At 60.3% G+C, this 24953-nt stretch carries 18 protein-coding genes; 11 read left to right on the top strand and 7 right to left on the bottom strand.

Features of this window, described 5'->3' with window-relative positions:
- The first annotated feature begins 96 nt into the window (after nucleotides 1–96).
- The gene (locus J2805_RS14770; protein ID WP_309977474.1) at nucleotides 97–387 is read left to right on the top strand and encodes an NAD(P)-binding protein; all 291 of its coding nucleotides are present in this window, start codon (nucleotides 97–99) and stop codon (nucleotides 385–387) included.
- Between the two features lie 92 nt (nucleotides 388–479).
- Here J2805_RS14770 and J2805_RS14765 read toward each other — a convergent pair whose 3' ends face one another.
- Nucleotides 480–683 (bottom strand): VOC family protein, encoded by a 204-nt coding sequence (locus J2805_RS14765; RefSeq protein ID WP_309977472.1) that lies wholly within the window; start codon nucleotides 681–683, stop codon nucleotides 480–482.
- Nucleotides 684–884: 201 nt separating this feature from the next.
- The gene (locus tag J2805_RS14760) at nucleotides 885–2171 is read right to left on the bottom strand and encodes a hypothetical protein (protein WP_309977470.1); all 1287 of its coding nucleotides are present in this window, start codon (nucleotides 2169–2171) and stop codon (nucleotides 885–887) included.
- Between the two features lie 226 nt (nucleotides 2172–2397).
- Between J2805_RS14760 and J2805_RS14755 the strand changes: the two genes are divergently transcribed.
- The 8 genes from J2805_RS14755 (at nucleotide 2398) to J2805_RS14720 (ending at nucleotide 15432) form a co-directional block, all read left to right on the top strand.
- Nucleotides 2398–2637: a hypothetical protein gene (locus J2805_RS14755; RefSeq protein WP_309977468.1), complete on the top strand. Its 240-nt coding sequence runs from the start codon at nucleotides 2398–2400 to the stop codon at nucleotides 2635–2637.
- Between the two features lie 183 nt (nucleotides 2638–2820).
- A complete protein-coding gene (locus J2805_RS14750; RefSeq protein WP_309977466.1) occupies nucleotides 2821–4791 on the top strand; it encodes a type I restriction-modification system subunit M in 1971 nt (656 codons plus the stop codon).
- Nucleotides 4788–6143 carry a restriction endonuclease subunit S gene (locus J2805_RS14745; protein WP_309977464.1) on the top strand — a complete coding sequence of 452 codons (1356 nt, stop codon included), beginning with the start codon at nucleotides 4788–4790 and terminating at the stop codon, nucleotides 6141–6143. The genes J2805_RS14750 and J2805_RS14745 overlap by 4 nt, the downstream gene beginning before the upstream one ends.
- Nucleotides 6140–8242 (top strand): GmrSD restriction endonuclease domain-containing protein, encoded by a 2103-nt coding sequence (locus J2805_RS14740; protein WP_309977462.1) that lies wholly within the window; start codon nucleotides 6140–6142, stop codon nucleotides 8240–8242. Before J2805_RS14745 ends, J2805_RS14740 begins: the two co-directional genes overlap by 4 nt.
- Nucleotides 8239–8586 (top strand): DUF4357 domain-containing protein, encoded by a 348-nt coding sequence (locus tag J2805_RS14735; RefSeq protein WP_309977460.1) that lies wholly within the window; start codon nucleotides 8239–8241, stop codon nucleotides 8584–8586. The genes J2805_RS14740 and J2805_RS14735 overlap by 4 nt, the downstream gene beginning before the upstream one ends.
- 28 nt (nucleotides 8587–8614) lie before the next feature.
- Nucleotides 8615–11674, top strand: coding sequence for a type I restriction endonuclease subunit R (locus J2805_RS14730; RefSeq protein ID WP_309977459.1), 3060 nt, complete (start codon nucleotides 8615–8617; stop codon nucleotides 11672–11674).
- A 95-nt stretch (nucleotides 11675–11769) separates the two neighbouring features.
- Nucleotides 11770–13860, top strand: coding sequence for a KAP family P-loop NTPase fold protein (locus tag J2805_RS14725; protein ID WP_309977457.1), 2091 nt, complete (start codon nucleotides 11770–11772; stop codon nucleotides 13858–13860).
- Nucleotides 13861–14073: 213 nt separating this feature from the next.
- The gene (locus J2805_RS14720) at nucleotides 14074–15432 is read left to right on the top strand and encodes a pentapeptide repeat-containing protein (protein WP_309977456.1); all 1359 of its coding nucleotides are present in this window, start codon (nucleotides 14074–14076) and stop codon (nucleotides 15430–15432) included.
- A 74-nt stretch (nucleotides 15433–15506) separates the two neighbouring features.
- Here J2805_RS14720 and J2805_RS14715 read toward each other — a convergent pair whose 3' ends face one another.
- Nucleotides 15507–18662: a DEAD/DEAH box helicase gene (locus tag J2805_RS14715; RefSeq protein ID WP_309977454.1), complete on the bottom strand. Its 3156-nt coding sequence runs from the start codon at nucleotides 18660–18662 to the stop codon at nucleotides 15507–15509.
- A 295-nt stretch (nucleotides 18663–18957) separates the two neighbouring features.
- On the opposite strand from J2805_RS14715, the gene J2805_RS14710 reads away from it, so the two are divergent.
- Nucleotides 18958–20643 (top strand): hypothetical protein, encoded by a 1686-nt coding sequence (locus tag J2805_RS14710; protein WP_309977452.1) that lies wholly within the window; start codon nucleotides 18958–18960, stop codon nucleotides 20641–20643.
- A 352-nt stretch (nucleotides 20644–20995) separates the two neighbouring features.
- Here J2805_RS14710 and J2805_RS14705 read toward each other — a convergent pair whose 3' ends face one another.
- The 4 genes from J2805_RS14705 to J2805_RS14690 all read right to left on the bottom strand — a co-directional run bounded on the left by J2805_RS14705 (nucleotide 20996) and on the right by J2805_RS14690 (nucleotide 24084).
- Nucleotides 20996–21334 (bottom strand): nitrilase-related carbon-nitrogen hydrolase, encoded by a 339-nt coding sequence (locus J2805_RS14705; protein ID WP_309977450.1) that lies wholly within the window; start codon nucleotides 21332–21334, stop codon nucleotides 20996–20998.
- Entirely contained in the window at nucleotides 21334–21777 is a 444-nt protein-coding gene (locus J2805_RS14700) for a nitrilase-related carbon-nitrogen hydrolase (protein WP_309977448.1), read from the bottom strand. Before J2805_RS14700 ends, J2805_RS14705 begins: the two co-directional genes overlap by 1 nt.
- Nucleotides 21778–21914: 137 nt before the next feature.
- The gene (locus J2805_RS14695) at nucleotides 21915–23195 is read right to left on the bottom strand and encodes an APC family permease (RefSeq protein WP_309977446.1); all 1281 of its coding nucleotides are present in this window, start codon (nucleotides 23193–23195) and stop codon (nucleotides 21915–21917) included.
- A gap of 10 nt (nucleotides 23196–23205) precedes the next feature.
- Complete coding sequence (locus J2805_RS14690; protein WP_309977444.1) at nucleotides 23206–24084, bottom strand: carbon-nitrogen hydrolase family protein; 879 nt, start codon at nucleotides 24082–24084, stop codon at nucleotides 23206–23208.
- A 94-nt stretch (nucleotides 24085–24178) separates the two neighbouring features.
- On the opposite strand from J2805_RS14690, the gene J2805_RS14685 reads away from it, so the two are divergent.
- Nucleotides 24179–24946, top strand: coding sequence for a FadR/GntR family transcriptional regulator (locus J2805_RS14685; RefSeq protein WP_309977443.1), 768 nt, complete (start codon nucleotides 24179–24181; stop codon nucleotides 24944–24946).
- Nucleotides 24947–24953 lie beyond the last annotated feature (7 nt).

Raw genomic sequence — 24953 nt, 5'->3', positions numbered from 1 at the left:
GGGAATCGGCTGTGCGCAGCGGCGCTGCGGGCATATCCTGCCAACAAATCCACCCCTGTCATCGCTACGGGAAAGGAACCATGGAGACCGAGGCATTTGATCACGTCGCAGGCCTGCCACCGAAGTCGCCTGGGCCCCGGGCCTACAAGAAGTAGCCATGCACTCCCCCGAAGCAACCGCCCGAGATCAGGCTCCTCGGAGAGCCAAACCTTGGTAATCGGGGCCGAACAGGCGGGGCTGGTCGCCAGCTACTGGCTCGCCCGGCACGGTGTGGAGCACCAGGTGCTGGAGCGGCAGGATGCCCTGTGCGGGGAGTGGCAGGACCGGTGGGACTCGTTATACCTGGCTGGTGGGCGCCATCGAGGGTTTGTTTCGTCGTCACGGTGACTCCTGAAGCGAATTCCCCCATGGACTGCCTGCTAGTCATCACAGCACGAATCGGCGTCTTTGGTGAGACCCCGGTTCGATCCGGATGAGGATCAGCCTGCAGTTGCGCTGACGGCGATGAAGCCGCCCTGGGGGTCGCCGATCACGGCGCTGCGAAAACCCGGTGTGTCCATCGGCGCCATCAGGATGGTGCCGCCCAGCGCGACGGCGTGCCCGGCGCAGAGAACATTGTCCGGGCGAACGGTGCCTTCCAGCGCCCGCGCATCCCTGCCTCGTCCGCCGCACGGCCGGGGCATGTGTACCAACTCCACGGCCACGACTACCGCAACCCGCAGCAGCTGCCCGAAGGGCCGTGCTCGTAGTTGGCACCAGCCAGTCCGGCGTCCAGATCGCCGAGAACCCGCTGCGCCGGCCGTAAAGTTCATTTGTCCGTCTCCGCGTGCCCGCAGGCGCCCGGCCGGTACCGCGGCGAGGACACCGCAAGACGAACGACGTGGCTACCGAGTGATTGCCGCATCTCCGGTCTCAGATTCAATTTCCGTATCTGTAGTCTCTGCGGGTACCGCCCTGCGCTCCTCGATCCCTTGAGCTACATGCAAGATCGTGTCTTCGACAGCTGCGCCGATCGCTTTTGGAACTGAAGCCACTCCATCGACAACAGCAACGGCGGCACCCGTCACCGCCCCGGTTGCCTTCTGGCCCAGGCGCATTACCGATTCGTGCCACTGGGTGCGCTTGATGGTCGAGGCCTCCGGCATGCCGAAGTTCGAACTAAAGATCCGCAGCAACCGCTGAAGTTCTTCGGCGGCGGTGTAGAGCCTGGCCATCTCCAAGGGATTCGAAACGCGGGTAAACGTATCGACGTCCACTGCCGCCGATACGGCATCGGACAGATTTTGAAGTGCCGCGGTGGTGCTTGCCATTCGCCGCTCCCGCGACTTAGCGATATGCCGGGAGTGAGCCCTAGAATCCGATCCGTCATTCGCGCTGCGGACAGCCTCCAAGGAGTCCATTCGAACCATGTTTGTGAGAGCCACTGCTGCGATGACCAGCCAGTGCTTTAGTTCGCCTTTGGCCGCCGCCTCGGCGCTGCCCACCCGCTTGCCCAGGTTCTTGACGGCGAGACCGTCTGCAATGGTGTTGAGGTGGTTGAGGGCGACGGCGTGCGCCTGGGCGAGGGCTGCAGCCTGTCCCGACACTTGGTCCCAAAGGGCGTCGTTGAGCCGGCCGGTCTCCTCGAAGTACCCAAATGCCTTGTCCAGAACGTGGGTTGTCCCCTGCACGTTCCCGAGTGCCTCGTCACGGTTATCCCGGACGATCATGTCCAGTTTCGCGTCCACAGCCTGAACAAGGGTATCGAGCTCTTTGAGGGCCACGCGGATCGCCAAAGTTGCGGCCATGATCTGCACGTTCGCGGCCGCGGCAGGGTTGACTGGTGAGGAGCCCACCAGTTCGATGATGGTGTCGATCCGGCCATCTGACTGGCGTAGCACACCGGCGACGATCCCCACTTTTTCCTTGGTGGACCCGATGAGTTCCAGGTACCGAGCGTAAGACTCCGGAGTCATGTGGAAGGAGTTTCCCTCGGCATTTGCCGCCATAGCAGTCGCAGCCGCCCCAGCCAGGCCGGCAAGCAGATCGGCCAACCCTGACCCCAGGTTCGCTCTGGCCTCTTCTTTGACGTCAAGCTTTTGGAACAGCTCGGCAATTGCTGTCGGATCGCCTGCCACCAAGGCATCTCTGCCGTCGACGTATAGGGAGAGTTCACGGTCATTGTCGGTCATCCCAACATCTTCACACACGCTGGTCCTGGCAGGGCGGGCGCCACTTCGGAGTCCTCAGGATCGGTGCGGCCGAGCAGTGACACCCCGCCGCCATACAAGGCCAAAGAAAGTGCAGCGAGAGGGTCTGTGAGGAGTTGCAGGCATGAGTGTGCCATTCATCCAGTTAGTTCAGTTCCTCGAGCACACTCTCACACGGTGCTAATCTCGGGGACAAACCAAACGAAGTGTGGAGATAACGGCGGCAGGAAAAGCGGACAAAGTCGCAGCAGTGATTAGGGTTGGTGGGGCGACGGTGAAGCAGGCTGCTGCCAAAGCCTATGACCTGGCTAGTGATCCTCTTATTCAAGCGAAGGCCCGGAAGCTCGCCGAAAACGGCGCTAAATTCTACCGGGCGGCAAACAGCCCTGAGGCGAGGAGGGCCTACCGGCAGGCCGCAGACTTCTTTAGTAAAACACGCAAGAAGTAGGGCTATCCGGCCGACTCTCCGGTTCCCCGGGATCTGTGCGACCAACCAACCTCGCACCTCCCCCATACAATGCAAGGGCAAGTACGTGCGTGATCGATTGAACGCTGCACGGCAATGGGGACGATGCCAGCGGCAAGTCAAGAAGCCAGCACCCCGCTGCCCGCAGCAAGGAAAGTGGGAGCAGTGGCCGGTAACAACAACGCCAACCTGGTGTGGAGCATCGCGAATATTCTGCGGGGTACTTACAAACCGGCGCAGTACGGCTCGGTAATCCTGCCGTTCACCATCCTCCGCCGCCTCGATTGCGTCCTGGACGCCACCAAAGATACCGTCCTTCAGGAGGCAGAGGCCAAGAAGGACCTGAACATCCCGCTGGACACCTTTCTACAGAAGGCCTCGGGCCACAGCTTCTTCAACACCTCCAAGTTCAACTTCGCCAAGCTCCTCGATGACCCAACCAACATCAAGGCCAATATCCTCAACTACGTCCAGGGCTTCTCGGAGAACACCCGGGACATCTTCGAGCGCTTCGAGTTCTACAAGACGCTCGAGAAGCTGGACAGCTCGGACCTGCTCTACCACGTCACCAAAGACTTCGAGGCGATCGATCTTCACCCGGAGACCATCAGCAACATCGAGATGGGCCTCATGTTCGAGGAACTCATCCGCCGCTTCGCGGAAGCCTCCAACGAGACCGCCGGTGAGCACTTCACCCCGCGCGAAGTCATCCAGCTCATGGTCCAGCTCCTGCTGAACTACGACGACGACGTCCTCACCAAAGAGGGAATCGTCCGGTCCATCTACGACCCCACGGCCGGGACCGGCGGCATGCTCACCGTCGCTCAGGAGCACCTGCACGCGCTGAACCCGAGCGCCTCCCTCGTCGCGTACGGCCAGGAGATAAACGACGAGTCCTACGCCATCTGCAAATCCGACCTGCTGATCAAGGGCCAGGACATCTCCAAGATCTCTGTCGGCGACACCCTCGCCAACGATCAGAACATCGGCCAGCAGTTCGACTTCATGCTCTCCAACCCGCCGTTCGGCGTGGAATGGAAAAAGATCCAGCCGCAGATCCAGAAGGAACACGAACTCCACGGCTTCGGCGGCCGTTTCGGCCCGGGCCTCCCCCGCGTCAGCGACGGCTCACTGCTTTTCCTGCTCCACCTGGTCCGCAAGATGCGCCCGGCGCACGACGGCGGCTCCCGCATCGGCATCGTCCTGAATGGCTCGCCGCTGTTCGCCGGCGGCGCCGGCTCCGGCGAGTCCGAGATCCGCAAATACCTGATCGAGAACGACTTCGTGGAGGCCATCATCGCGCTGCCCACGGACATGTTCTACAACACCGGCATCGCCACTTACATTTGGATCCTCTCCAACAGCAAGAAGCAGAAGCACCCTGAGCGCGTTGGCAAGGTCCAGCTCATCAACGGCGTGGACTTCTTCCAGAAGATGCGCAAGAGCCTCGGTTCCAAGCGCAAGGAGCTCGGCCCGAAGGACATCGCGAGCATCGTCCAGCTGTACGGTGCTTTCGAGGACGACGGCGAGACCTCCAAGATCTTCAACAACCAGGATTTCGGCTACTCCACGATCACTGTCGAGCGTCCACAGAAACTCAACTTTGCCGTCACCCCGGAACGCATCGACGCCGTGCTGTCGCAGAAGCCGGTGGAAAAGCTGTCCGGCGACGACCGCCAGCTTCTCGAGAAGACGCTCACCCGGCTCGGTGAAAGCGAAACGAAACTCTGGAAAAACCGTGAGACATTCCTCAAGGCCCTCAAGCCGGCTCTCGCCAGCGCCGGTTTGAAGCTCAGCGCACCCGTCCTGAAGTCCGTTGTGGCTGGGCTCTCCGAGCGCGACGACACCGCCGACGTCTGCAAGGGCCTCAAGGGGACACCTGAAGCAGACACGGACCTGCGGGACACCGAGAACGTACCGCTGGGCGAGGACATCACGGCGTACTTCGAACGTGAGGTTCTCCCCCACCTCGCCGACGCCTGGATCGACGAAACCAAGACCAAGATCGGCTACGAGATCCCTTTCACCCGCCACTTCTACAAGTACGTCGCGCCGAGGTCCCTTGATGAGATCGATGCCGACCTGAACAAGCTCATCTCCGACATCACCGCGCTGCTGGCTGAGGTGGAGAAGTGACCGAGGCGCCATACGAGTCGTACAAGACCACAACGCTCCCATGGTTAGAAGCTCTGCCGGTCGACTGGTCTGAGTCTCGGCTCGGTTACGAGACGTGGGTACGGGCGAGACTGGGTTGGAAAGGACTCAAAGCAGACGAGTACGTTGACTCAGGCTTCGCCTTCCTATCCACACCAAATATCAAGCGTCGGGATATTGATTTTGAGCGAGTCAACTTCATCACCCGCGAACGGTACGACGAGTCTCCGGAAATCAAGCTGACGACTGATGACGTCCTCCTGGCAAAGGACGGTTCAACGCTGGGGACTGTAAACGTCGTTCGCGAGCTGCCGGTGCCAGCCACGGTTAATAGCTCGATCGCCGTTCTGACGCCCGGACCCCGCTGCCAGGGCCGGTATGTTCACTACCTCATTCAGAGCGAACTCATTCAGAGCAGAATCGAGATGCTGAAAGGTGGGATGGGCGTTCCCCATCTCTTCCAAGATGACATTCGAAGGATGCCAATCCCCTTCCCTCCATATGAGGTTCAGGCGAGGATTGTTGACTATCTCGACCGCGAAACTGCCAAGATCGACGAGCTGATCGGCAAGAAGGAGCGGCTCATCGAACTGCTCGCCGAGAAGCGCCAGGCCATCATCACCCACGCCGTCACTAAAGGCCTCGACCCCACCGCCCCCAACAAGCCGTCCGGCGTTCCCTGGCAGGGCTCCGTCCCCGAACACTGGTCTGTTCAGCCGCTGAAGAACATGATGCGGATGCAGACAGGGGTGACGCTCGGCAAGGATTTCGCTCAAGATGTTACGGAGACGTATGCCTACCTGCGGGTAGCTAACGTCCAGATTGGCTACGTTGACCTCACCGATGTCAAAGAAATCGACTTGCCACCACAAGTCGCAGCCTCTTCCATGCTGCAGCCGGGCGATGTGCTTATGACCGAGGGCGGCGATCGAGACAAGCTCGCCCGCGGGTGCATTTGGGATGGATCAATCAGCCCATGCGTCCACCAAAATCACATCTTCGCGGTTCGTACCCGTCCTCAGCTAAACAGTAAATTCTTGGTCCTGGTGTTGGACGCGGACCCCGCGCGAACATATTTCTATCTGACGGGGAAACAGTCAACTAACCTTGCGTCCACTAACTCGACCACCGTCAAGAACTTCAGGTTCGGTCTCCCCCCCATCACTGAACAGCACCGAATCGTAGAATATTTGAGCGTCAAGACCCGTCAAATCGACGACCTCGCGGACAAAGCCCGCGCAGTGGTATCCATTCTCAGAGAGCGTCGCTCCGCACTCATCTCCGCCGCTGTCACGGGCAAGATGAATGTCACAAGCGAAGGAGTTCCGGCATGAGCACGGTATTCAAGCCAGTTGGCTGGAAGGTGCAGGGACTTGTGGACTCGGTAGAATCCGGGGTCGTCCAACTGCCCGACCTGCAGCGGCCCTTCGTGTGGCCCAAGTCTAAGATCCGTGACCTGCTCGACTCCATGTACCGCGGGTACCCCGTCGGCGAGCTGATGTTCTGGAATGTCGCGCAGGAAGAATCGTCCCGTACGATCTCCGGTGCCACCGGACGGGTCGGCGCGCATCAGATCATTGACGGACAGCAGCGGCTCACAAGCCTGTACGCCGTTTTCAAGGGAGCGGCTGTCCGGGACGCGGACTACAACTCGAAAACCATGTCAATCGGCTTCAACCCGGTCACGGAAAAATTTGAAGTAACGAATACCGCCCTCGAGAAGTCCGCGGATTGGATCAGCAACGTATCGGAGTTCTTCGAGAACCCCTTCAAGATCCGGCGATCATTCAAGAAACGTTACGAGGAAGCCCGCGGCGAGCTGACCGAGGAGATAGAGGAGCTCATCGAAGAGCGGCTCGGTCGCCTCGATGGCCTGCGCAATTACGAGTTCACCGTCGTTGAGATCCAGCCGGACGCGGACAAGAAGGTAGTTGCTGACATCTTCGTCCGGATCAACTCCGAGGGAGTAAGCCTCAAAGCGTCAGACTTCATCCTGACGTGGCTCAGTGTTTTCTGGCCGGCAGGACGCGAGCGTCTTGAAAGCTTCGCTCGCGATTCGCGTCTCACACCTCAGCGAGCCAGCGAAATAGCGGGCCGGACCGTTTCCTGGACTCCGATAAACAATTACCTGGCGGTCGACGCTGGTCAGCTGGTGCGAGTCCTGGTCGCCGTTGGGCAGAACCGGGCAAAGCTCGGCGACGCGTACAACGCGCTGCAGGCCAAGGACCGCAGTACTGGCTTCGTCGTGCCTGAGCGGCAAGAGACTGAACTGGCGAAGTTGCAGGCCGCACTGCCCGTCGTGCTCAAGGATCTGCACTGGACCGAGTTCATCCGATGCCTTGCCGTGGCCGGCTTCAAATCGCGAAAAATGGTCACGTCCGACATGAACATCTTATCCAGCTACGCCCTCTGGATTCTGGGACGGACGCGCTTCGCCGTGGACGTCACTACCCTGCGGAACCTCATGGCCCGCTGGCTCTTCATGTCTCAGCTGTCCGGTCGCTACACCGGTAGCGCAGAAACCCAACTCCAGAAAGACCTGGACCGTTTGACGGCCATCGAGGGCAGTGATTCGACCAGCTTCGTCTCCACACTTGAGGCAGTCATTTCTGCCGAACTATCGGACGATTTCTGGACGCTCCGCATGCCGGACTCTCTCGTGACATCGTCATCCGCGCTGTCCCCCGCATACCAGACCTACCTCGCCGCACTAAATATTCTCGACGCGGACATGTTTATGCTCAGGAACAAAGTCCAACAGTGGATGGATCCGGCACTGCCGGCGACCAAGGGGACCGAGGGCCATCACCTCAACCCTCGCAAATACCTAGAAAACGTCGTCGGCGTCAAGGACCTCAAGAAGATCAACCAGGTTGCGAACTTCGCCCCGACCGACTGGAGCACCAATATCCTGATCTCCGACCGAGAGCCGGCCGAATACTGGCCGGCACTAGTGGCCGAACGCGGGTTCAGTGGCGATTCCCTTCGACAGCAGATGTTCTGGCACGCTCTCCCGGAGGACTGGGAAACGATGGGCTACGACGAATTCGTGCAAGAGCGCCGGATCCTCATGGCCCAGGTCACGAGAGCCGGCTACGAACGGCTCAAGTCGGGCCAGTCCGTCGCATATCCCGCCATTCAGGTGATCGCACAGCCTGCGGCCCATGTTGACTCCGATGTTGCTGACCTCGTCGAAGCGGGCATCCTTTCCCCCGGTGATTTCCTCAGCCCCGCCGACGACTCCATCAGAATGCGGGCTGAGGTCACTGAAGACGGAGTGGTCGTCGTTGATGGTCATGAGTTTGCCACGTTGGATGCCGCAGCCCATCATGCCGGCGCTGACAACGTCCCCGGAGCGGAGTTTTGGCAGGTGGAAAACAACGAGGGCGAGCCGGTAGCGATTCAGGGTCTCATGGATCGAGTTTCGCAATGAACGAAAATCCGCCTTTCGCAGGCACCACGTATTATCTCCGCCACCGGAGCTGCGATTTGTATGGGCAGCTCGTGGGTGAGCAGATGCTCGTCACCGCAGGCTCGTCGGCCCGTGCCGAGGCAAGGCCCGGCGCGCCTGAGACAATCCTGAGTCGCCGAAGCCAACTCATCTCGGACGGCGTCGCCGAGGTTCTTGGCGATCGATTTGTCCTGAAACAGGATTACATTTTCACTGGTCCTGGACAGGCAGTCGATTTGATGAACGGCGGTCATGTGCGAGAGCCACTAAAGCTGTGGCGTGACGCGGACGGAACATCACTGCACGATATTCGTACCAACGAGTAGGGGACTCATTTTGGCGCAACACAATGAAGTGACGTTTGAACAAGAGATCTGCCAAGCCCTCGCAGCTGAGGGCTGGATCTACGAGCCCGACCGGAAGGCTGGTGAACTGTACGACTCCACCCGCGCCCTCGTCCCGGAGGACGTCTTCGCGTGGCTGGCGGATACGCAGCCGCAAGAGCTGGCCAAGGTCATGAAGCCCACGGACTCCCCCGCCGAGCACGAGATCGCCAAGAGACTCCTGCTGGACCGTTTATGCAAGGTACTGGACAAGCCCGCGGCCAAGGAAGCCGGAATGCTCTCGGTCCTGCGCACGGGGTTCAAGGACGTCGCGGCCAAATTTGAGATGTGCCAGTTCAGGCCGGCCATGGGCCTGAACCCGGAGACTTTGGAGCGCTACGGCAAGGTCCGCCTCCGGGTGATCCGGCAGGTGCACTACTCCACGGTGGACACCATGAAGAGCATCGACCTGGTGCTGTTCGTGAACGGCCTCCCGGTCGCGACGATCGAGCTCAAGACTGACTTCACGCAGAACATCAATGACGCCGTCGATCAGTATCGCAAAGACCGGCTGCCCAGGAATGGCAAGAACAAGGACGAGCCTCTGCTGTCCTTCGGCCGACGCGCCCTGGTGCACTTCGCCGTCAGCAACGACGAAATACAGATGACCACCGAGCTCAAGGGCAAGGACACCTACTTCCTGCCCTTCAACCTCGGCAATGACGGCCACGCCGGCAACCCCGTCAATCCCAAGGGATCGGCCACCAGCTACCTCTGGGAACGGGTCCTGCAGCGCGACTCCTGGCTGAACATCATCGGCAAGTTCCTGCACCTGCAGATCAGCGACAAGACCAACCCCGTCACCGGCGAGCGGGAAGTCCGCAAGTCCCTGCTGTTCCCGCGCTACCACCAGTGGGACGTGGTCAACCAGCTTATCGAGACCGCCCGCACCGAAGGTCCGGGCCACCGTTACCTAGTCCAGCACTCCGCCGGGTCCGGCAAGACCAATTCCATCGCCTGGACCGCGCACCAGCTCAGCTCCCTGCATGGCGCCGACAATGAGAAGATCTTCGACTCCGTGATCGTGGTGACCGACCGGACTGTGCTGGATGCCCAGCTGCAGGACGCGATCTACCAGATCGAGCACAAGTCCGGCGTCGTTGTCCCCATCCGCGGCAACGCCGGCTCCAAGTCCGCCGAACTCACCGCGGCGCTGGTGGCCCGGACGCCGATCATTATCGTCACCATTCAGACCTTCCCGTTCGCGCTGAAGGCCATTGCCGAATCCCAGGCGCTGAAGGGCCGGAACTTCGCGATCATCGCGGACGAGGCGCACTCTTCACAGACCGGTTCCACCGCGAACAAGCTGAAGAAGGTGCTGTCCGCGGAGGAACTGGCGGACGTCAACGACGGCGGCGAGTTCGACGTCGAAAGCTATCTGGCGGCCGAGATGGCCGAGCGGGCCGATGCCAAGAACATCAGCTACTTCGCCTTCACCGCCACGCCCAAAGCTAAGACCCTTGAGCTGTTCGGCCGCAAGGGCCCGGACGGGCTGCCGCAACCGTTCCACCTGTACTCCATGCAGCAGGCCATCGAGGAGCGCTTCATCCTGGACGTGCTGCAGAACTACACCAGCTACAGGGTGGCCTACCGGCTCACCCACGAGGGCCGGGACTACGACTCGTACGATGCCCAGGTGGAGAAGTCCGAGGCGCTGAAGTCGCTGATGAATTGGGTGAAGCTGCACCCGTACAACATCAGCCAGAAGGTCCAGGTGATCGTGGAGCACTTCCGCGCCAACGTCGCCTGGCGCCTCGACGGCAAGGCCAAGGCCATGGTCGTGACCGGCTCTCGCAAAGAAGCGGTCCGCTACAAGCGCGCGATCGACAAGTACATCCACGACGCCGGCTACTCCGGCCTGGGCACCATGGTCGCCTTCTCCGGCGAAGTGAATGACGACGAGTCCGGCACCGAGGCATTCACCGAGCTCACTATGAATGCCGGGCTCAAGGGGCGCACGCTGCCCGAGGCGTTCTCAACCGACGAGTACAAGATCATGCTGGTGGCCAACAAGTTCCAGACCGGCTTTGACCAGCCGCTGCTCGTGGCGATGTACGTGGACAAAAAGCTCTCCGGCGTCTCCGCCGTGCAGACCCTGTCCCGGCTCAACCGCACAGCCGTGGGCAAGGACCAGACCTTTGTGCTGGACTTCGTCAACAATCCTGATGAGATCCTTGCCTCCTTCCAGCCATACTTCCGCGAGGCTGCGCTGGAAGGCGTGTCCGACCCGAACGTGGTGCACGACCTGCAGGCCAAGCTCGACGCCGCCCAGATCTACCTCGAATCCGAGGTAGACGGGCTGGTGAAGTCTTACGTACTGGAGGCCGGCAACAATGCGCTGTCCGGCTGGGTGGCCCCGGCGAAGTCTCGCTTCAACACCCGCTACAACGCTGCCGTGGCCGAAGGCGACAAGGCCGCCCAGGACGAGCTGGACCTGTTCCGGAAGGACCTGGGATCGTTTGTCCGCGCCTACGACTTCCTCTCCCAGATCGTCGACTTCGCCGACACGGATCTGGAGAAGCGTTCGATCTACTACAAGCACCTCCTACCTGTTCTCCGGGTGAACGACGCGAAGGTGGCGCTGGACCTCTCCGGCGTGGTGCTGGCTAAGTACGCGCTCAAGGACAAAGGACAGGCCCAGCTGCAGCTTTCGGGCGAAGGAGAGCCGTTGAAGCCCTTGACGCATCCGGGAACCGGCCAAGCCAAAGATCCCGTCCTGGCCACCTGGGAGGAGATCATCCAACAGGCCAACCTACCGTTCGAAGGTGAAGAGCTGGACGCTGTTGCTCATTTCGTCGAGGGCGTACGACGCGAGTTGGTTAAGAACGAGACCCTGCAGAAACAGGCTCAAAATAACTCCCGGAGCCACTTCGGCAGGAGCCCTCACTTGGAGAAAGCGGTCACCGATGCAGTGTCGAACTCGATGGACAGCCACTATAATCTCAGCCTTCAGGCGCTTGGAGACAAGGCGAAAATGAAGTCATTGTTGAAGATGCTCAGCGAGCTAGTGTACGAGGAGCTCCAGGCATGAGCGGTAGGCTGACACACTCCCCGATAAAGCCTTGGACTGATGCTCCGCTAAGGGATCCGAGGAAGGACCTCCTCGACAGAGAAACCTTCCTCGCCATGATCGTTGACCTGCTTAAGAGTCTGACTGACAGCAATGACAGCAGCGTTGTGGCACTGGCTGGCCCTTGGGGTTCAGGGAAGTCCACTCTTCTAAACTTCCTGCGGCCTAACCTTGCGCCTGACGTTAAGGTCGTAACGTTTAGCCCTTGGTCGGCGGAGGGCTCGCACGAAATACACCGGGAATTCTTCGCGGCGCTCCTCGAGGCTTTTCCGAAGGGCAGCCATCGTCGGGTGAGAAAGAACGTCAGGAAGCTCGTTCGACGTTCATCGACATTGCTGAGATCAGTACCATGGGGACTTGGCAATGGAGTTGCCGAGTTGGCCAAAGAGGTCCTGCCCGAAGAATCGTGGGACAAAGCCTTCGAGCGACTCTCCAAAGCCATTAACGAGGCGGGTTCCAAAATTGTAGTGATAGTCGACGACGTTGACAGGCTGCAACCTGAAGAAATCGTCACCTTGATGAAGATGATCCGCCTGACAGGAAGATTTCCTCGAACAAATTATCTTCTTTCCTATGATCATGACTCCCTTGTCGGGACTTTAGCGGCAGGGCTACGGAGCGGGACCAAGACGGCCGAGGCTTACCTTGAGAAGATCGTGCAGTATCCACTCTCACTTCCACCAGCGCAACAGACCCATCTGCAAAGAATTGTTTTCGACGAAGTCCGTGCAATCCTCGACGACACCGGCAGCATGTATGCCCCTTCCCCGTTACAGCGGTTTCAGACGTTCTATGCCGACCATATGTGGGACTTCCTCACGACGCCTCGGGCGTGCAGACGATACTGCGCTCAGGCTAGGACGTATCTGGCCCTCGCGGAGAATGAAGTGGACCACGCCGATTTTCTGGCGATTACGTTCTTGCGGCTTCATCACCCGGCAATTTATGCGGAGCTGCCTAAGTGGAGGAGCCGCTTAGTCGGAACCCAACATTCCGTGGCCGCCATACAGGATCGCCCCAAAGCCGAAGCAGAATGGGATGAGCTCATCAGCGAATGTGGATATACGGGGAAATCGGCGGTTCTTGATGTGCGTCGGGCGATTTCTGCAATTTTTCCGAAAATGGCAGGCGAACTCGGCAGTTCGGCGGACTCCTCCGGCAAGTACCGAATTTGCGACCCCGCTTATTTTGAACGGTTTTTCACGTTCTCATTACCTGCTGGCGACCTCTCTGACCAATTGATACACACGCAGATCGATGGCCTGGGCACCGGAAAAATCTCCCCCATGGGGCCGTTGTTTGATACGTTTGACCACCCAAATACTGATATACGGATGCTTGCCGTCCAGAAGGGGGACCTTCATTCCGACTGGAATAACGCAGAACCCAGCCTAAATCTAGTGAAGTTTGTCGCGGGATCGTTGGCGCGAGATCCTGTCCAGTATGACGTTCCGATCTCTCCCGGGCGGCTGAAAGCCGTATGGCTCGCGAGACTGCTCGACGCCAATATCGATGTGAGTCCGGAAGACGTCCCTGACATAATTGGACTGTTCGCAGCGCCAGCATCGCTAGGTACTGCACTGAAACGTGCCATGGCCGTCTACTATCCGCAGGGAAAGTACTCGCCTGCGGACGGCTCCGCTGAGCCCGTAGACGGCGAGGGCCACCAGCCACCACCTGAATTCTTGGCAGAGCTGACCGATGCATGGCAACATCGCGCGGCGGACTGGTTCGCCGAGGTTCTGACGAGTGAATCCTATTTCACTTCAGACCGCGAGTTTTTGGAAGTCTGGTCATACATGGAGTTCCTCGATGGACTGGGATTCATCCGCACTCAATTACACCAGGCAATCCAGTCCCAAAAGTTCAATCTAGTTACCGTAGCAGGGCATTTCGCGTACCGCGGGACGTGGCAAAATGAGCACTTCTACTTCGGCACCAGTGGCAAGGAGGTGAATAACCTGGATATTCACAAACTCGAAGAAATCGTGCCATTAGAAATACTCCGAGGCGAACCACTGTTAACCGAATTCGATGATCTTCCGTCGCCGAAATCGGGAATCGCACACCTCCGCCGCAGTCGGGCCATTGACGGTCTTCGAAAATACAGGGAGGGTCTAGACCAAACCCCACCGGATCATTCGTAATTCGTCTCATTCCCGGCTACTGCTGAAGAGAACCTCACCACGGGCCAAGTTCCACTGTACAAAGGTTAGATCGAAATGCCAACGGCGAACCTTTATTTAGCGCGGCCATGTGGAATTGCCCCAGTAGAAATATTAGGTGAATCGTGTCCCCCACTGCGCCTGGATGCACCGATAATAGAATCATGATAATTATTCGACACCGCCCTCCCTCCCATGCGTTCTAATCACATCCGGCCGCGTACGCTGTGGCTATCTATTGTCATCGCAATTGTCCTGGCGTCAGGAGTCATTTGGGGGGCTTATTTTATAGTTGTCCTCTTCTTCGATACACCGGACAGGCCGGACGAGGTCCGGGCAAGAACGACCGCACTCGTGACGGGGTTGCTGGGCGCAGTAGCGATTGCCCTGGCCATACTCAGAGAGCGTGTTGCGATCCGTTCGCACAATCATGTTCAACGGCTGGAGTTGCGAAGAATTCTGGAGCACGAGGAGCGGCTCCGTTTGGAACACCTCTCTGATCTGCGTGGCAGATACGTGAGCGCCGCCGAGCAATTGGGGCACCCGAGCGCCGCTGTACGCATTGCGGGCGCCAACGCGTTGGCGGCACTAGCCCTCGAGTGGGAGGACCCAGCTCAGCGTCAGGCCTGCGTCGACGTCTTGTGCGCCTACCTGAGGATGCCCCCTATGAAGGGCCTCCCAAGCGGATCCCCTCATGAGCCTCCAACCGCACATATCACTGATCCGTGGTCAGGTGAGACTGACCCGAACGATCGGCAAGTCCGGCTCACGATCCAGCGGCTCATTCGAACTCACTTGCTGACTGGATCGATTCGGCATTGGGGTGAAGTTTCGATCGACTTGAGCGGTGCGTGGCTCGAGGATTTCGATGCAAACCTAACGACGTTCGCGGGCGCGGCGGTCTTCGAAAAAGCGGTCTTTTCAGGCACGGCTGCTTTCCAAGAAGCGCAATTCACTGGGTGGCACACAACTTTTAGGGAGGCTACGTTTCTTGACGTAGGAGACTTCGATAGGGCCCACTTTTCGGGTCATATAGTGAGCTTCTCCGCTGTGATTGCAAAAGACCTTCTCCTTTTCCCGGGCGCACACTTCGCTGCTGAGCACGCGCTCTTCATCGGGGCAACACTTGAGGGAGGAGTAAGTTTTGCGCATGCTTCGTTCTTCACCTCAGGCCTCGTGCCCTTTATTAGGACGGTGTTCTCCGGACGCCAGGCCAACTTCAGGGATACGCGGTTTAAGGGAGGCGTCAGTTTCAGTGAAAGTCTATTCTCATCCGATGAGGTCATTTTTCGAGAAACCAAGTTTCGCCAAGCTTCCTTTGACGCTGTCTTTGCGTCAGGAGGTGTGCACTTCATAGACGCGTCCTTTGCCGGAAAGGTGGACTTTGAAGGGGCAATTTTCATGCAGGGCCCTGTACACAGGGACCTGCCGTTCTGGGGGGAAATACGATTCATCCGGACGGAGTTTGAGAGTGGATCACCAACGACTGGCGATGGCTCATTTTTTGGGTATCCTACGCCAGAAATACCGCAGCCCGATCCTGTAGTGGCCTAGTGCCGTATGACACTCAGTGCCGTCCGCTCCCTCTGCTCAGAGCCAGGCACAGCACGTCCAGGGGAGTGTCCTGACTACTGCGCGACAGCTGCCGCGGTAGCGAACACGTCAGCCGGCATCGGCCGGTGCAGCTTCCACGTGATCGCTATCGGCTTCGCTCCTGCGTGCTGCACATAGTCAACTTGACCTAGGCACATGTAGGGAACAGTCAGACCCGTCTCGTCTTCTGACGTATCCCGAGTGAAGATCAGGATCTTCGAATCGTGCGCAGCCTGGTCCAGGTACCGTTTCCCGGTCGGGCTTCCGGGCGACGTGGCGTTCTGAGACTCCCAGTGGAACAGCTCGGGGCTTATGGCGTAGTCCTTGTACATCGTCGTCGCCGAGTGCTTCTTGTCGTCCTTGTTGAGGGTGACAAAGAAGGCATCGGTGGATGTCGCCGGGCACCAGGCCACGCCCTCGCGGTGCTGCACGTTCTTGCCAAGCTCCAGCGATCCATATTGCAGGGCCGCCAGGACCTCTTCGCGCCGGTAGGTCGCGTGCGAAAGCAGTGGGACGTGCGGCAGCCCCGCTCCGAGCCCCTTGGCGGCGTGCTTGGACGCGGCCACCCCCATCTTCACGATCTGGCGGATCTCGCTGCAGACAAACTGGTAGCCGCGCAGATAGTCCAGTCCGGCGTCGTACGTCTGAAAACCGCCGCCGTCATCCCACAGCGTGTAGAACAGCATCCGGGCGAACGTCTGCTCACGCATTCCAAGCTCCGCGTAGCGGGGCGCATCGGGGCCGACCAGCATCGAGTACGCCTCGGCGCGTTCCGGGTCGTCCACGTGGATAAGCGCTGCCATACGGCCCAGGAGCTTCGTCTCATCGGCATCCGAGAGTTCCTGGATCCTTCCCCTGAGGACCGCTTCCAACGGTGAGAACCCCTCGATCAGCCCCGCCTGACGGAGGTAGCCGGTCCACGAGTCCCTCGTCGAACGGTAGATCGACTTCACGTCGTTGCCGGACTGCTCCAGATAGGCCTCCAGCTCGGTTTCCGCATACGAGGCGATGTCCCGGACCAGCTGTGACCGGTTGAACCGCAGCTGTGCCTTGATGTTGTTCAGCACCACCTGCTGCGCCACCCGGTCCAGTACGATCTGGGAGCCCGACGGCAAGTACGGGAACTCGTCCTCGACGGCTTTCTCCAGCTCCTTGCGCCCATAGCCGGTCAGCGCGCGGTAGCGCAGATCGAAGCGGAACTCTCTGCGCTGCTGGCCGATGAAGTCCATGACCGTCAGCACTGCCTTGCCCTCGGCACGGCGGAGCCCCCGGCCCAGCTGCTGGAGGAAGATCGTGGCGCTTTGTGTGGGCCGGAGCATCAGGATGGTGTCCACCTGCGGCAGGTCCAGGCCTTCGTTGAGGAGGTCGACGGCGAAGATGCAGTTGATCTCCCGCCGGCGGAGCCGCTCCAGCGCCGCTGCGCGGTCGGCGTCGTCGGTGCTGCCGTCAACAGCAACGGAGGCGATGCCGGCGCGGTTGAACACTTCGGCCATGTAGTGGGCGTGCTGGACCGAGACGCAGAAGCCGATGGCCCGCATCTGGTCGGTGCTCGTGACCTTGTCCCTAAGTTCACGGATCACCTTGGCGGCGCGGGCGTCGTTGCCGGTGTAGAGGTTGTTCAGCTGCGTTGTGTCGTAGTTGCCGCGCTTCCATTCCAGCTGGCTCAGGTCGACGTCGTCCGAGACGCCGAAGTAGTGGAACGGCACTAGCAGGTCGGCGTCCAGGGCGTCCCAAAGCCTCAGTTCGCTGGCTGTGCGACCGTCGAAGAACTGATTCGCGACGTCGACGCCGTCACCGCGTTCCGGCGTCGCAGTCAGCCCGAGGAGCTGCTGCGGCTGCAGGTGGTCCAGCAGGCGCCGGTACGTGGGCGCCATGGCATGGTGGAATTCATCGATGACCACCACGTCGAAGAAGTCCGGTGCCAGCTGTTCGATACCGAGCGATGACAGCGACTGGACCGAGGCGAAGATGTGCTTCCACTGGCTGGGTTTGTGCTCCCCCACGTAGAGCTCGCCGAAGGCGCCGTCCTGCATGACGTCCCTGTAAGTGCGCATCGCTTGCTTCAGGATTTCCTGGCGGTGGGCTACGAAGAGCAACTTCAGCTCCCGGCCTGCCGCCTCACACAGGCGCTTGTAGTCCAGGGCAGCAATGACGGTCTTGCCGGTGCCGGTGGCCGCGACCACGAGGTTGTGGTTGAAGCCTTTGAGACGCTCGGCTTCCAGGTCTTCAAGCATCTCCTCCTGGTGGAGGAACGGCTGGACTTCGAGCCCGGTGGCCGCGCCTGGGACTGCCGTGCGCCGGCCGCCGTTACGTTCCAGGGCGGCATCCAGCTTTTCGCCGTCGCGTTCCGGATCGTAGCTTTGGAAGGCGCGCTGCTCCCAGTAGCTGTCAAAGGTGACCTCGAACTTCTGCAGCAGTGTTGGGGTGCCGACTGAGCTGAGCCGGACGTTCCACTCGAGGCCGTCAAGGAGGGCAGCCTGGCTGAGGTTGGAGCTGCCTACGTAGGCGGTGTCAAAGCCAGAGTCCCGGCGGAACAACCAGGCCTTGGCGTGCAGGCGCGTGGCCTGGGTTTCGAAGTTGATCTTCACTTCGGCGCCGTAGCGGTTGACGAGCTCGTCGATTGCCCGGCGTTCCGTCGCGCCCATGTAGGTGGTGGTGATGACTCGGAGTCTGGCGCCGCGTTCCTTGAGCTCCTCGAGGGCCGGCTGCAGCAGGCGGAGGCCCGTCCAGCGGACAAAGGCGCAGAGCAGGTCGACGGTGTTTGCTGACTCGATCTCGGCCCGGAGCTCGGCGGCGAGGTTCGGATCGTCCTTGCTGTTGGTGAGGAGCGCGGAGTCGCTGAGCTTGGTAGTGGGCCGGCGAAGTTGTCTGCGTTTTAGGGTGTCCGGGCGGTGGAGGGAGTGGAGCTGGGTGGGCCCGGCTGCGATTCGGTCCGTGGTGTTTAGTTCTTGGAGGAGCCGGTTGGCTAGGGCGACTCTCTCGTTCGGTTTCGCTGAGGCGAGTGCTTGGCGGACGGCGTCCGCGACGTGCCGGGACAGGATGTCCGCGGCGTCGTTGTCATCTATCTCCGCGAAGATCGACTGGAGATCCGACTCATTGTTCAGGAAGCTTCCGAGTGCATCTGTGTTGAGTAGTTCGTACAAGCCCTCGGGCAGCCGCACTGGTGCCCCTCCCCCAACGAAATTAGTCACTGCGCCAGGCTACGGGGTGCGGGTGCCAATACCAACACCCTGCGTCTCGTTCAGAAGGCAAGCAGCTGTTGTAAATGTTTGAGCCCGAAAACCTTGACGTCCAGTTGAACGCATTTCAACCTTCGCCTGAGCCTGCGTCCGTCTTGCGAGTGTCGCGGGCAGCATCTTATGTGATTAGAGGATAATCTATTTCACAAATATCAAGGAGTATAAGATGCCCGTTAGTCGCACAAGAAAACCGCCGAAGAAGGCGAAGGCTACCCTGTACAGTCGCTCACAAGGACACACTGAAGGAATGTGGAAAAAATACCGGGACGCATTTGAAGCGCAGTCGACCAAGAGTATAAATGCTGCATCATCGCGCCTCCCCGCAGAGTTCCGAGGATATGGCCGCAAATATTCTGGACCCGCTGCCGCTGCGCTTCTCATAAATGGGCACCAAGAGCTTGAGAACCTGTTTTATGAATTATCTCAGGAATGCGATCCGTATGAATGGCTCTGGTATCTGCGGCGTACACCTGTTGATCTCGTGGCGGGCGGTCTCGAAACCACAGCGCCGTACGATCTGACCTTCGCCGAAACGGCCGCTTCATTATCCAAAAAAGAACCCACTACGTGGATAGAAAGCAATGGATTATTCTCATATCCCCTCTCGCGAGAGAGATTGACTAGGGTCGCCCAACTAGTTCAGACAGCGCAATTAATGTGCAAAATCCAGCGTCAGTTCAGAAGAGTTGGCAAGGGACAGTCTATTCAAATATCAACGGAATCTGCACTGCCTATCGTTATTCCTGATCCGATTCTGGGTAATGCGATCGACCTGTTCGATCAGCGCATGGGCTTGGACGATGATTTCGACGCCCGTTCCGGCGCAGTGATCCTCTCCGGAGGGGAATTTGAGAGTATCGCCCCTCGCTTTTTGCTGTCCTACCGAAAACCTCAAGGCTGGAGTAGGACGCCAGCCGCGCTCGACGCGACAGGACGGCGCCCCCTTCTTCCGGCTCGACTCACCACCGCGACTATTTCGCTCGGCGACACCGGTTCGATGTTCCGCTTACTGACGAACCTTTCACAGGACGAACGTTCCTGGATGACGGATGAAGCAATAGCCTGCTTTGCTGCCCTTATCGGCTTAACAAAGTTTGTCTTTGCAGGGCCAAACTTCGTTATGGCAACTGAAGCAACCGGGTACACCGTGCTGCCACGGGCAGATTTCATGGAAGTGTTGTCAGATGGACTCGAGCAACTCGTCTCTTTCTGGCCGGACTGCGGTGAAACGTACTCTGTGGAAGATACAGAACTTTTGTTCAAGGCCTTGGAGACATCTAACCTCACTCTTTTTCCGTGGAGCACCGGTAGAGCCATACATAGGATAGACAAAGATAAAATACTCGTCGACCTAATCGCGACGTGCCGACGCCTCCCTTCCTTGGTGACTATCCCATCAAGCCTTGGAGGAAATACAGTCAATCGCCGTGGGTTTCATTTTGAGGACTCCATTCAAGACGTTATAGACGCTACTGCCTGGAAACCGGACAACTCACTTCGACCGTTTAAGTCCAAAACCTTAAGACTTGCGGGGGCATCTATAACTGACATAGATGCAATCGGTTCACTCGATGGCATACTCTTGTTAGTTTCGGCTAAAAGCATCCCCTATACCGCCGAGTATGATGCCGGTATGCATAACAGCATTCGGAACGCAGCATCAACGGTGATATCTGCCGTCACGAAGTGGAATAGCGTTGTTGCTCAAATTGAAAATACGCCCTGCGGTGATAATTACGACTTTTCGCAGTTCGAACGGATTCTGGGAGTGGTCGTGACGCCAAGAATCATTTATGTAGTCGAATCTCTGGCGACAAAGACTATCGGGGAACGTGGAGGAAATGTTCTTTATGCTGCAAGTAGCTTGGGGGAGTTGAAACGGTTTCTCCAGTCGTTTCGCGTAATTAGCGACAATGCAAGCAAGTCAGAATAGTCGATGGCCGCGTGACTGACGAATTCTGGAGAATTTGGTAAGATGCCTAACTCAACATTCGGCGCCGCCATTGGCTCAGAACTGCCACGTGCTAAAGCGACTGGATGGGGCTTGGCCGATGGTTTAACAAATCCTAGAACAAGTCGGAGGTCCCTTAAATATCCTCGCCCTCCGTTCCGGCGGTTATTAGCCCGAACCGGATGGTTTCCCTGGTGGCAGTGCAGTCATAACCGTATGTACCGGACCACCCGCGGTTCGCAGAAGTAACTGGTACAAAAGAACTTGCCATGTCACAGGACACGCAGAAACTCCTGAAAGAGGTGCGCCTGGGTCGCAGTTCGCTGCTATGCGCCTACAGCCGCCGCTGCCGGAACATCGGGAACGCTGCCCGCACCCGGTCCACCGTCTCCAGTGAAACCTCCACCGCCAGCACCCCCGGCTCCAGCCCAAGGTCGGTCTCAACAACCCCCATGGGATCAACCAGGACGCTCCGCCCCACGGAAACCGGCGGTGCCTGGCACACTCCCCCCACGTACATGCTGTTCTCGATCGCTCGCGCCGCATTCAGCGCGAGCCACTGCTCCGTCTTATGCGTGCCCGGCACCCAGGACGAACACACCAGCAGGACCTGGGCACCGGCGTCGGCCAGTGACCTGGCCAGCTCCGGGAACCGCAGGTCGTAGCAGGTCATCAGGCCGAAGCTCGCTCCCCCGTGCTCGAACACACCACAGGGTCGGTGGACGGTCCAGGTTTGATGAACGTCGACTCCCCGAAGCCCTGCGCGTCGAAGAGGTGGATCTTCCGGTAGAAGGCCAGTTGCTCACCGTCCGGCCCGAAAGCCACCAGGGTGTTGTAGGCCTTGCCGGGTTCGTCCGAGCTTTCCACCACGCCCGCCACCAGCGCGATGCGGTGGCGGCGGGCGATGCTGGCGAGTTCCCGGCAGACCGGGCCGTCCAGCGGCTCGGCCACCTCGGGGAACGTCGCGTCCACCTTCTTCTTCTCATAGGTGGCGTACTCCGGGAAGGCGACCAGGGTGGCGCCGTCGAGCGCGGCCTCGGCGGCGAACCGGTCGATCACGGCGAGGTTGGCCTGGATGTCGGTGCCCGACTCCAGCTGCCCGAGCGCTATCCTCACGGCTGTTCCTTCCCTTCTGTCAGGAGCCCAGCTCAGGCGGCGGCGCAAATTCGGACGTCCGGCTCAGGCGGCCGCCTCGACTGTCGCCTTTTCCGTCGCCGTCATTTCCGGCGGTGCCGCCTTGAAGCCGCGCGTTATCAGGGCCAGGACCACGATGCCGAGCACCAGCCAGGACACTCCCAGCGTAATCGCGTTGCTGTCCAGCTGGGAGAGCAGGTAGGCCAGATGATCGCTCCGACTACCGGGACCACCACGTAGGACACCGGGTTCAGCTGGTGCCCGGCCCGGCGCTGGCGCACGTAGTGGAACACCACCGAGGCGTTGACCAGGGTGAAGGCGGTGAAGGCGCCGAAGTTGATGAACGAGGTGGAGGTGGCCACGTCCAGGAAGATCGCGATCAGGCCGATGATTCCGGTGACGATCAGGTTCACCACCGGGGTGTGGAACTTGGCGCTGAGCCGGCCGAAGACGGCCTTGGGCAGGACCGAGTCACGGCCCATCGCGTACAGCAGGCGGGAGGCGCTGGCCTGCGCGGCGAGGCCGGAGGCGAACTGCGCCACCACCAAGCCGGCGAGGAACACCGCGCCAAACAGCTGGCCCCCGATCTGCAGGGCGATGGAGCTGGCCGCGGAGGCCGAGTCCTCGAACACCCCGCCCGGGTGGACCAGCTGCGTCACGTAGGACACGGCCACGAAGATTCCGCCGCCGATCAGGGCGATGAGCATGATGGCGCGGGGCATGTTCTTGCGCGGGTTGATGGTCTCCTCGGTGAGGGTGGTGACGGCGTCGAAGCCGAGGAACGAGTACGCGGCGATGGCGGCACCGGCGGAGATGGTGGCGATGCTGGAGGTGTCGTTGAAGAACGGCTGGGTGCTGGCCAGGCCGCCGGCGCCGGAGGCGGACACCACGTTGCCGATGGACAGCGCCACGAAGAACACTATGACCAGCAGCTGGAACGCCATCAGCACGTAGTTGGCCTTGTCCGCCACCTTGATGCCCAGGATGTTCAGCAGCGTGGTGATGAGGATGAAGCCCACGATCCAGACCGCGATGGGGATGCCGGGAAACTGCGCAGTCAGGTACGAGCCGCCGATCAGCCAGATGACCATGGGCAGGAACAGGTAGTCCAGCAGGATGGCCCAGCCCACCAGGAACCCCACCCGGGGATCGATGGACCGGCGGACGTAGGTGTAGGCGGAACCGGCCACGGGGTACGCGATGGCCATCCGCCCGTAGCTGTGCGCCGTGAACAGCATGGCGACCATGGCCACCAGGTAGGCGGCCGGCGATGCCCCTCCGGTGGTCTCGGCGATGATGCCGAAGATCCCCAGGACGATCAGCGGGGTCAGGTACGCCAGGCCGAACAGGACCAGGGAGGGCAGTTTCAGCGTGCGGGTGAGCGTGGGTGAAGTTGTCACGGATGGTTCCTTAGGCGTTGAAGGACTGGGGAGCCCAGGTGGCCGGACTGATCCGGCCCTGGTAGACGGGCAGTTCGACGGCGTCTTCGCCGTCGCGGAACTGGGACCAGGGGCGGTTGAGGTTTTCGGTGCCGTGCGTCCGGACGTGCTCGACGGCGGCAAGGTCCAGTTCCGCCGTGAGCAGCACCGGGGCCTCGTCCAGGGCCTCGGCCAGGGTGTTGCCCTCCGGGTCCACGATGATGCTCAGGCCCTTGCCGGTGGGACCGGCGCAGTTGACGCTGACCACGAAGACCTGGTTCACGATGGCGTTGGCTTTGGCGAGGACCAGCTCCTGCCGGCGGTCCGGCGTCGTGGTTTTCACGACGTTGAGGATCACTTCGGCGCCCATCCAGGCGAGCTGGCGGGAGACTTCCGGGAACCACGCGTCGTAGCAGATGTTCAGGCCCACCCTGCCGACGCCGGCCAGGTCCACGGTGGTGAACCGGTCGCCGGGGTCGTAGGGCTCGAACGGGCGCCAGGGGAAGACCTTCCGGTAGTAGCCGGCGAGCTCCCCTTCCGGGGACAGGACCAGCTGGGTGTTGAACAGCTGTCCCTCCGGGCCGCGCTCGCACACGCTGCCCGGGACCAGCCAGATGTTGAGGTCTGCTGCGAGCTGTTTCAGCTCCTTTACGCGGGGGCCGTCCAGCGGCTCGGCTGAAGCTTGGAGCACTTCGGTGCGCTGCTGGTCATGCTCGGTGTCCGCGAACAGGTGCAGCTCGGGGAAGACCACCAGCCTGCTGTGCGGCTGGACGGCGAGGGCGGCTTTGACCTCGTCGGCAAAGGCCGAGACGGGTTCGCCGATGAGCCGAGGCCGGGCCTGAGCTGCGATGAGGGGAAGGATGCGTTGCATGGTTATCTCCACGTTGGGGATGTGATCTGAGTTATATTAGATCAGAATGATCTAATTATGGGAAGAGGGGACGATGGGCCGTAAAGTAGCGGATATGACCCGTCAGTTGGAGGACACCGCCGACTCATCACCCATCGGCGCCGGCAGGCTGGCCGGCATCGATCGCCGCAGCGCCATCGATGCCGTGCGGCTTCGGATCGGCATGGCAATTTCGCTGGGGCTGCTGAAACCCGGCGAGCGCCTGCCCGACCAGGAGGACGTTGCCTTGGGCCTGTCCGTCAGCCCGATCACGGCGCGCCGCGCGCTGGCAAGTCTGGCGGAGCAGGGTGTGGTGGTCCGCCGCCGGGGCCGGGCGGGCGGAACTTTCGTGGCGGACGAGCCGCCGCAGGACGTGCTGGCAGAACTCTCGGCGTCGCCGGCGGAGTCCCAGGCGGTGAACCGTTTGGTGGACCGGAGGCTGCTGTTCGAATGCGCTGTGACACACTACGCGACGCTCAACGCTAGCGCCGAACAGTTGGACGAGCTTGAGCGGCTGACCCGCGATATGGCCGAGTCCTCGGACTGGTCGGACTACCACCAGGCAGACGAGCAGTTCCACCAGCTGGTGGGCAACGCGTCAGGGCTGGGGACCGCCGTCGAGGCTTACCACGAGACGCTTGCCGAGCTCTACGAGTACTTCATCCCCTACCCCATCGAACTGCTGCACAAATCGAACTGCGACCACGTGGCTCTGGTGGCGGCCCTGCGTGCTGGCGATGTCCAGGAGGCGGTGGAAGTTTCCCGGAAGCACGTGGACGTGCTGCACCGGACGATGTTTATGGGGCTGACGCGGTCTGCTGCCAAAGCCCCCGAGGCTGGCTGAGGCAGTC

The organism is Arthrobacter oryzae (genome assembly GCF_031454875.1).
Classification (GTDB): domain Bacteria; phylum Actinomycetota; class Actinomycetes; order Actinomycetales; family Micrococcaceae; genus Arthrobacter; species Arthrobacter oryzae_D.
The sequence above is the reverse complement of the archived record's forward strand: the minus strand, read 5'-3'. Positions and strand labels throughout refer to the sequence as shown.